The organism is Bifidobacterium jacchi (assembly GCF_009078285.1).
Lineage (GTDB): Bacteria > Actinomycetota > Actinomycetes > Actinomycetales > Bifidobacteriaceae > Bifidobacterium > Bifidobacterium jacchi.
Genome location: NZ_RQSP01000007.1, coordinates 1 through 9580 on the forward strand (window position 1 = coordinate 1; position 9580 = coordinate 9580).

Annotated in this window: 6 protein-coding genes and 1 pseudogene; 3 read left to right on the forward strand and 4 right to left on the reverse strand. The window is 63.2% G+C overall.

Going from position 1 to position 9580, the window contains the following annotated elements; all coding sequences use genetic code 11:
• Window positions 1-154 precede the first annotated feature (154 nt).
• Window positions 155-1465 (forward strand): ATP-binding protein, encoded by a 1311-nt coding sequence (locus EHS19_RS03255; RefSeq protein WP_151916371.1) that lies wholly within the window; start codon window positions 155-157, stop codon window positions 1463-1465.
• 14 nt (window positions 1466-1479) lie between these two features.
• On the opposite strand, the gene EHS19_RS03260 is transcribed toward EHS19_RS03255, so the two are convergent.
• The 3 genes from EHS19_RS03260 to EHS19_RS03270 all read right to left on the reverse strand — a co-directional run bounded on the left by EHS19_RS03260 (window position 1480) and on the right by EHS19_RS03270 (window position 5821).
• A complete protein-coding gene (locus tag EHS19_RS03260) occupies window positions 1480-2331 on the reverse strand; it encodes an NUDIX hydrolase N-terminal domain-containing protein (protein WP_151916372.1) in 852 nt (283 codons plus the stop codon).
• An 800-nt stretch (window positions 2332-3131) separates the two neighbouring features.
• Window positions 3132-4958 (reverse strand): arginine--tRNA ligase, encoded by a 1827-nt coding sequence (argS, locus tag EHS19_RS03265; RefSeq protein ID WP_151916373.1) that lies wholly within the window; start codon window positions 4956-4958, stop codon window positions 3132-3134.
• Window positions 4959-5431: 473 nt separating this feature from the next.
• Complete coding sequence (locus EHS19_RS03270) at window positions 5432-5821, reverse strand: Rid family detoxifying hydrolase (RefSeq protein ID WP_151916374.1); 390 nt, start codon at window positions 5819-5821, stop codon at window positions 5432-5434.
• A 549-nt stretch (window positions 5822-6370) separates the two neighbouring features.
• Between EHS19_RS03270 and EHS19_RS11275 the strand changes: the two genes are divergently transcribed.
• The gene (locus EHS19_RS11275) at window positions 6371-7888 is read left to right on the forward strand and encodes a THUMP-like domain-containing protein (protein ID WP_421745160.1); all 1518 of its coding nucleotides are present in this window, start codon (window positions 6371-6373) and stop codon (window positions 7886-7888) included.
• A gap of 50 nt (window positions 7889-7938) precedes the next feature.
• On the opposite strand, the gene crgA is transcribed toward EHS19_RS11275, so the two are convergent.
• Window positions 7939-8412: a cell division protein CrgA gene (gene crgA, locus EHS19_RS03280; RefSeq protein WP_151916376.1), complete on the reverse strand. Its 474-nt coding sequence runs from the start codon at window positions 8410-8412 to the stop codon at window positions 7939-7941.
• 87 nt (window positions 8413-8499) lie between these two features.
• On the opposite strand from crgA, the pseudogene EHS19_RS03285 reads away from it, so the two are divergent.
• Window positions 8500-9258, forward strand: a pseudogene (locus tag EHS19_RS03285) (DUF881 domain-containing protein); the annotation flags it as partial.
• Window positions 9259-9580: the final 322 nt, after the last annotated feature.

Here is a 9580-nt window from a genome sequence, read left to right on the forward strand (position 1 = left end):
CTCGACCTCCACCACGGCCCCGCCGCCCCACCACCAAATTCGGATTTTGGTAGTTGAGAAATTCGGATTATCGTAGTTGAAAGATTCGGATTTTGGTAGTTGAGAAATTCGGATTATTGCAGTCGCACTCCAGTCCGGCCGGAAAGGACCATTTATGAATGATTCAGCAGTAGGCAGCATCACCCCTGCCGGATACCGGCCGCGTATCGTGGATGCTCAGATCGTGCGATATCAGCGCATTTTCGGCGCGATCGAAATCGCAGGAACCAAATGGTGCGGCAAGACGTGGTCTGCCCGAGCGCATGCATCCAGCATCACATACGTGGATCGAAGCAACAATCTGGCTGTCGCCCAAGCAAACCCGGCGTTGATGCTGCTCGGCGAGCGGCCACATGTGATCGACGAGTGGCAATTGGCGCCAGCGGTGTGGGATGAGGTACGTCACCAGGTCGATGACGTTCCCGGCCTCAAGGGCCAATGGCTGCTGACAGGCTCCTCCACGCCGCATGGGAAGAACACGCCTCTGCATAGCGGCGCGGGACGAATCGGCCGCATTCGCATGAGTCCGATGAGTTTGTACGAATCCGACATCTCGTCAGGCGCGGTGAGTCTGCGCGGCCTGTTCGAGCATCAATTCACCCCCGCACGCAACTTGGTCGACACGCAATCGCTGTTTGACGCCGTGTGCCGCGGCGGATGGCCGGAGGCGCATGACATGCCCGTATCGGACGCGCAAATCCTGATTCGCGAATACATTCGACTCACCCTGGATGAAAGCGTTGCCCGGCTTGGCAAGAATACGGATATTGCACGCCGGCTGATGGGCTCACTGTCGCGCAATCTCAGTCAGGCGGTTACGTTTCGCACGCTTCGCAAAGACATGTATGGGGCGGAGGCGAATCCTGACGACGTTGTTTCGGACCGTACGGTATCCGATTATGTGAGCATGCTTGAGGACATGTTCGTCATCGATCCGGTAAAAGGATGGGCGCCTCCTGCGCGAGATCCGAAACGATTGCAGACGAAGCCCCGCCGCTATTTCGCCGATCCGTCGATCGCGGCAGCCATGCTCGGCATGAATCCGGCTGCGTTGCTCGATGACTGGCAGACGTTCGGATTCCTGTTCGAGAATCTATGCGTGCGCGATCTGCTGGTATATGCAAGAGCGCTGCCGGACATCGGCATGGAACCGGTACGCTACTACCACGACGATTCCGGCTTGGAATGTGATGTGATCATCGAACTTGCCGATGGCAGATGGGGTGGCATTGAGATCAAAACCAGCGAAGATAAGGTCCCAGCCGCGTGCGCAAGCCTGCAGCGGCTCAACAGCAAGCTCCTGAGGAATTCGGATGCGCGGAGCAGGGCGCCGGAGTTTCTCGCCGTGATGGTCGGCATCGGCGATTTCGCCTATCAGCGGGACGACGGCGTGTACGTGATTCCCGCGGGAACGCTCGCCCCTTAAGAAAGCGGGCGCGCCTACTCGAAGCGCGTCACCCAGTCGGGGTCGCGGTGGGCGGCGAAGCACATGCGGATCTGCTCGGCGTTGTTCTTCTCCTCGGCGAGCTGCGGCAGCTCATCCTCGGCGAAATAGCGGGTTTCGGTGGTTTCGATATTGGATTCAAACTCGCCGCCGACGCGCGTGCACAGCATGAAGATCTTGCACACGCCGTATGCGTAGGGCGGCAGGTTGTGCTTGGCGCGGTCCTGAATCGCGATCACCCGGTCGGCGGTCACGTCGAGCCCGGATTCCTCCTTGGCTTCCTTGATCGTGTTCTGCTCGACCGACTGATCAACGTCAACCCAGCCGCCCGGCAGCGCCCATGTGCCGTTGTTCTCATGCACGAGCAGGATGCGGCCGGATTCGTCGAAGATCGCGGCGCGCGTGTCGAGTTTGGGCGTCTGGTAGCCGATTTCGTTGCAGAACAGTCCTTTGACCTTCTCGATGGGCAGATCCGACTGCGCGGCGAGCATGTCGGCGGCGATGTCGCGGATGCGCTGGTATCGCTCCAGATCGTACGGGCTTACGCCGTAGGTCAGGCCGGCCTGCGCGAGGCTTTGCAGTTCGATCGCCCAGTCGAGCAGCCGTCCGCCCGGATGCCGGGATGCCGGTCGGCTCGCGGAACCAGCCGTTGCGGACGGGCTGACCGGGCTGGACGGAGTGGCGGGGCTGGACGGAGTGGCGGAATCGAGCCGCCGCCCATCCGCGTTGCCAGCCTCGGCGTTGCCGTTCGCAACGTTGCCGGTCACAACGTTGCCGGTCACAACGTTGCCGGTCACGGCATTGCCAACCGCTGCATCATTGCCGACCGTGGCATTCCTACCATCCATGGCATCCTCCTTGCAGCGGCGATCCGCAGGAAGCGGATCTCAAGCTCTGTTTCACCAGACTCGGCGCGTACCGACAGTATCATGCTCGGCCACATCATGACTGACCACATTGATCATTGATGCAAGCCGGAGCATAATCAGCGACCGACATGCGGACAGCTGACTGCGCCGGCGACACGCCAATTCCGGTATAACAGAGCGTCGCACAAGGCGATGCGTCGCCGCCCCTGATCAACACAATCCATGCACGGCAAGCGCATTATCCGCACACAAGCGCCGACTTGCCCATTGAGTACAGTCTGGCGAGCATGACGATCCACATCACTGTTCGATCAACGCCCCGGATACGCAAAGAGAAAGCCCGGCTGTCGGGGCCGGGCTTGAGAGAGAAGAGAGAAGAAGGGATTCAGTTATTGCGGCTGTCCGCCGTGGTTCCTATATAACAACGCCGACTTCAACGAAGCATCCGTGTTAGCTGGGAAAACCATGACAATCCTGCGCTGATATCGTGACGGTCCTGCCGCACGGCGTGTCATATGGTGTGCCGTAACGGTCACGATGCGCGAACTTGGTCACAGGGAGCGGGCGCGCCGCGTGACCGCACCTCTGAAAACGTTGCAATATCAAGGTTTTCGCGAGGTGGTCACAGGGAGCGGAGCGCACCCTGTGACCAAACCCGCGCCATATGTGACTGCCCCGGCGATTCACGCGCCACACATGCTACACGCGCTACATGCAACCCGACGCCACGCGCCACACGCAACGCGGCGCTACGCGCTACGCGTGCTACCCGCAACGCGCTACATGCGGTCGGGAGCGGTCACGCCGAGCAGGTCGAGTCCCGCGGCGATCACCGTGCGCACGGCATCGTTGAGCTTCAGGCGGGCGGCGGCACGCGCCGGCTCCGGGTTCTTCGCCACACGCAGCGCCTCGCGTTCGGCCTCGGCCAGTCGCTCCTCCGGCTCGGTCAGCGGCATCGGCACCACGCGCTCGACGTTGTACCACTTGTGATACGTGCCGGCCAGATCCTCCAGATAGCGCGCGATCTTGTGCGGCGCGCGCTGATCGCCAGCCGTGGCGAGCACGGACGGCCACTGTGCGAGCGCCGCCAGCACCTCGCCGTCCGCAGCGGTGTCGAGCATCGACAGATCGGCGCCATCGGTGCCGATGCCGGCCGCGGCCGCGTTGCGATCGACGTTGCAGCCGCGCGCATGCGCATACTGCACGTAGTACACCGGATTGTCGTTGGTATGCGAGGCGAGCAGGTCGAGATCGATGTCAACCGGCGTGTTGTAGTCGGTGCGCGCAAGCGAATAGCGCGCCGCATCCACGCCGACCGCCTCGACCAGATCATCGATCGTAACGACGTTGCCGGCGCGCTTCGACATGCGCACCGCCTTGCCGTCCTTCATCACGTTGACGAGCTGGCCGATGAGAATCTGCATGTTCACGCCCGGCTCGTCGCCGAACGCGGCGCACATCGCCATCATGCGGCCGATGTAGCCGTGGTGGTCGGCGCCGAGCATGTAGATCGCCACGTCGGCCGGGTCGGTATCGCGGTGGCGCTTGTTCCAGTAGTAGGCGATGTCGGCGGCGAAGTAGGCGAAGTTGCCGTCCGACTTGATGATGACGCGATCCTTGTCGTCGCCGTGCTTGGTGGACGCGAACCAGGTGGCGCCGTCCTTCTCGAAGATGTCGCCGCGTTCGCGCAGCGCCGCGATCGCGCGATCGACCTCGCCGTCGGTGTACAGGCTGTTCTCGTGGAACCACACGTCGAAGTCCACGCGGAAATCCTTCATCGACTGCTGGATTTCGGCGAACATCATCGGCACGGCGCGCTTGCGGAACTCCTCGCGCAGCGCGGAATCGGATTCGCCGATCGGCTCGCCGTCGTCGTTGAGGCCCTGATCCTTGTGGTCGAGCGCGGTCAGCACCACGCCGTCGGCCTCGGCCTCGCGCTCCACGCGGCGGGCGATCTCGTCGATGTACGCGCCCTTGTAGCCGTCGAACGGGGTTTCGGTCTGGTAGCCGGCATCACCGAGGTTGTTGGCGCGTGCCCATGCGGCGACGAGCGACTTGGCGAAACGGTTGATCTGCTCGCCGTGATCGTTGAAATAGTATTCGCGCACGACCTTGGCACCGTTGGCCTCAAGCACGCGCGCCATCGAATCGCCGACCGCGGCCCAGCGCGTGCCGCCGATGTGAATCGGGCCGGTGGGGTTGGCGGAGACGAACTCAAGGTTGAGCGTCTTGCCGCCCAGATGCGTGTTGCGGCCGAACTGCGCGCCCGCGGCAAGCACCGCATCGACCACGGCCGCGGCGGATGCGGAATCAAGCGTGATGTTGATGAAGCCGGGGCCGGCCACCTCGACCGACTTGATGCCGTCGGCCTCGGCGAGCGCCGCCGCGAACGGCTCAGCCAGCTCGCGCGGCTTCATGCCGGCCTTCTTGGCCAGCTGCATGGCCACGTTCGACGCCCAGTCGCCATGCGCGCGGTCCTTCGGGCGCATCACGGCAAGCTTGTCAACGGGCGGAATCAGATCATCGGTCAGCGAACCGGCCTTGCCGGCGGCGATCAGGTCGTGGGCGGTCTTGGAAATCAGTGCACTCAGGGCTTCAGGATTCATTCTTCCCAGTCTACCGGCGTATGCGACAGCGCCGGGCGTGCCCAAAGCCGCCCGATGCAGACGAAAGCCGGCCCGAGACGGACGTGCTCCGCCGGGCGACCCCCGCTGATGTCACGCCGGCACCGCACTCGCGCGTGGCCAACGCCGTGCCAACACCCCGTCAACCCATGCCAGCGCCATGCCAGCACCGACCAGTGCTTCATCAGCGCCGACCGCGGTCAAATCGTCCTTAACTGCGCGCGATTACGAAGGTCCCGCGCAGTTAAGGACGAAACAAGCGGTCAAATCGTCCTTAACTGCGCGGACACGTGGCGATCGCGCGCAGTTAAGGACGGAATCCGCGCAAATCGCCGCACTGAGCGCACCACGGCAGCACGACGCGGCGAAGCGTCAGGCCGCATTGCGCCACAGAATCCCGCGTCGCGAAGCGCGCCACAGCACAGCGTCACAAAGCGCGCGTCGCAAACCCAGCGTCACAGCGCGGCGATGGCGTCGATCTCGACGAGCGCGCCCTTGGGGATGTCGTTGCCTCCGAACGCGACGCGCGCCGGCTTGACCGAGCCGATGAACACCTCGGCGTAGCGGGCGTCGACCTCCTTGAAGTCCTCGACGTTCTTGAGGTAGATGGTGGCGCGCACCACATGCTCGATGCCGGTGCCGGCCGTATCAAGAATGCACTTGATGTTCTTGAGGGCCTGCGCGGCCTGCTCGCCGGCGGTCTCGCCCGCCAGTTCGCCGGTGGTCGGGTCGATGCCCAGCTGTCCGGACACGAACACGAATCCGTTGGCCTTGACCGCCTGGCTGTATGCGCCCAGTGCCGCCGGCGCCTGCGAAGTCGCCACTTCTTCCATCTTCTCGCTCATGGTATTTGCCTCCGTTATGTCGGTGATGCCCTACCTCAGTAGGGATTGGCCCACGCCGAATGCGGCTGTTCCACTTCGGCTGGTCCCATCGTAGCCATCAAGGCTGCGGCAGCGTCCCGCAATGCCCACAAAGCGATTCACGAAGCGTCCCAGGCACAGCGGATTGCACTTGGCGGGCGCAACGGGCTCGTGCCTAGAGGTGCTCCCGGGACGCTATCTCGAAACTGAGAGGCTGATTTCACGGTCTGCGGCAGTCTATCTCAAAACTGAGAGGCTGCTATTGGAGCAAAGTTCGTTGGGACGAATGGGAAAACGGCTTGGCGGCATGCGTCTTTCGCCACCGAGCAGCCTCTCAGTTTTGAGATAGACTGCCGCAACACCCAAAAACAGCCTCTCAGTTTCGAGATAGCGGTCTCGAGATAGCGGTCTCGAGATAGCGGTTTCGAGATAGCGGCGATTCCGGTGGCGAATCCTTGGTCTTTCGGGCATCGGACACCGGAAACCGCCAATCCAGGCCGTTCATACGCCAACCACCAATACAATGGAACGGTGATGATTACCCCGGAGACGCTGAAATTCGCGCGCGCGCATCGCGGCGAGGACGTGACCGAGCTGGCGCTGCACGCCAAGCCGCCGGCGGGCGTCGATCTTGCGCAGGCGCTCGATCAGATCGCCGGATACGCCAAGGCGCGCACAAAGCTGCCGTTCTGGGCCGTCTGCGACGACGTGATCTATCCGCCGCGCGTGCCGATGGAGCAAGGCTCGTCGCAGTTCACCGCGCAGTACAAGGCAGCCGTGGCGCATCGCCTGGTCATCGGCGAAGGCCGTGGTTCACTCACCCCGACCCAGCCGACCAGCCTAACTGATCTGACCGGCGGATTCGGCGTCGACTTCTCGTACATGGCGGCCGAGTTCACGCATGCGACCTACATCGAGCGGCAGGCCGAATTGTGCGCGATCGCCGAGCACAACATGCGCGCGCTCGGCATCTCCAATGCGCGCGTCGTCAACGCCGATTCGACCGCAGTGCTCGCCGATCTGCCCGAGCAGACGATGATCTACGTCGATCCGGCACGCCGCGACGCGCATGGCGCACGCACCTACGCGATCGCCGACTGCACGCCGGATGTGCTGGGTCTGCGCGACGAACTGCTCGCCAAGGCCCGATTCGTGATGATCAAGCTCTCGCCGATGCTCGATTGGCGCAAAACCGTGCAGGATTTCGCCGGAGCGGTGGCCGAGGTGCACATCGTGTCCGTCGGCAACGAGTGCAAGGAACTGCTGCTGGTGCTTGATCGGGCGCGCGTCGCGCCGGGGCGCGGCGAGATTCCAGCGACGTCCGCCGCGACCACGACCGCCGCGACCGTATCCACCGAGGCCGTATCCGACGCAATGCCACAGCAACATCCGCAGCATCCACGACAGCGCCAGCAGCGCGAACCACAACCGCTGCGCATATACTGCGTCAACGACGATGACATCGTCGTCTTCGAGAAAATCGGCTCTCGCGGCCGCGACGGAGCCGACGGCAACTGGACCTGGCTCGATCCCGTCGGCGGCACCCGCACGCCCCGATCAGACCGCAACGTCAGCCAGAACGGAACCGACACGAACGGCAGCAGCGATACCGCCACCACCGCCGACAGCGCTGCCGACAGCAACACCGCCAACACCGCCGCCGCCAACAACACCAACAACGACACGCCGATCCGCTACCTGTACGAGCCGAACGCGTCCCTGATGAAGGCGGGATGCTTCGACGCGATCGCACGGCACTTCGGCGTGTCGCAGGTCGGCCCGAACAGCCATCTGTTCGCCGCCGCCGAACCGCTCGCGTCCTTCCCCGGGCGCGCGTTTCGTGTGAACGCGATCACCGGCATGGGCAAACGCGAGCTGAAAACCGCGCTGTCGGGCATCCGGCAGGCGAATGTGGCGGTGCGCAACTTCCCGATGACCGTTGCGCAGGTACGCAAAAAACTCCGGCTGGCGGACGGCTCGGATGTCTACATCTTCGCCACCACACTCGCCGGAGCGAGGCATGCGCTGCTTATCTGCGAAAAGCTGTGATCAGCGGAAAACCCGTGATCAGCGATTGCGAGTTTGGCGAAACGCCGCGCTCAGCGCCACCACATCGTCATGATGAAGCCGACCATGAGGATCGCGAACGCGATCGCCAGGTTCCATGCGCCGATGTTCGGAATCGGCCACGCGCCGGCGGGCGACAGGTAGTAGACGACCGCCCAGATCAGACCGATGATCATCAGCGCGCAGAACAGCGGCACGAACCAGCGCGGGTTCGACTTGGTGCCCTTGATGGACTCCTCGACGCGCTTGGTGTTCTCGGCCTGACGCGCCATCATGCGGCGCATCTGTGGGGTGAGGTCCTTCTTGTCGGCGGTGGCGTTGAGCACGGCCTCCACCTTGTCCATCGGCACGCCGTAGACGTCATCGTCGTCGGCGGTCTCCTTGGCGGTCTCCTCGGCGGCGGTGTCGGCGGCGGTCTCCTCGGTGGATTCCGCGGCGGACTCGGTCTCGGACTGCCAGTCCTTCTGATCCTGCGAGTCGGTTTCGTGCAGCTTCGTATCAGCCATCAGCGTAGTCTCCTTTATTAGGCTAAAAAATCATAATAGTGGTTAGACTCGAAACTAGCGAATATTCGGCGACACAACGGAGGCGTCATGGCGAGACGAACCGGCAGACACGGCGTGAAGCGCTCGGCTGCGGCCGGCGTGGCCACGTTCCTGCTGGTTGCGTTGTCGGGGTATCTGCTGATGACCAACGTCCGCGTGAACCGTTCCGCGGTCGTGTCGTCGGACACGGCTGATCTCATCGAACAGCGCGTTCGGCGTGTCGACGAGCTGCGCGACGACGTGGCCAAGCTCAGCTCGCAGATCGACACCGTCAAGGATCTTGCGGTCGGTTCGGCGGCCACATCCACGCCGCAGGGCGAGGACGCCGGCTCCGGCACGGTGCTGCCTGCGGTGCATGGACCGGGCGTTTCGGTCACGCTTGACGATTCTCCGCTGTGGGAGAAGATGGTCGATGATTCCGGTTCGACGGCGAACATCAATGATTATGTGATCCATCAGGAGGACATCGAGTCGGTCGTCAACGCGCTGTGGGCGGGCGGCGCCGAATCGATGATGATTCAGGATCAGCGCGTGCTGTCGAACTCCGCCATCGTGTGTCAGGGCAACGTGCTGCTGCTGCAGGGCAAGAAGTATTCGCCGCCGTACACGGTCTCCGCGATCGGCCCCACCGACCGCATGCTCCAGGCGTTGGACGACTCCAACGCCATCAAGATCTACAAGGAATACGTCAGCGCGTTCGGCGTCGGCTGGAATGTCGAGACCAAGGCCGATCTGAAATTCCCGGAATCGGCGGCGCTCCTGCAGCCGTTGCGCTATTCCAGCGTCGACACCACGCAAACCGAGGAAGCGAAGGCGGCCGGCAAGACCGATGCCGAATCGTCGAGCGATCAATCATCCGCCGAATCCAGCAAATCCAGCGAATCCAGCGACGCATCCGCTGCCGCCGATTCCACACAATCCACAGGAACCGCCGCCGGCACCGCCAACGCGACCGGCACCGCCAACGACTCCACAGAATCCGGCGACACCGCCGCCGACACCACTACGAAGAAGGCGCAATGAAACACGGACCATCAGCAAACGGCAATATCACCCGCGCCGACTTCGGCGATTTCGAGGAGAGCGCTCCCCAGCCGGTCACCCAGCGCATCGCGCCGGTGCCGACTGC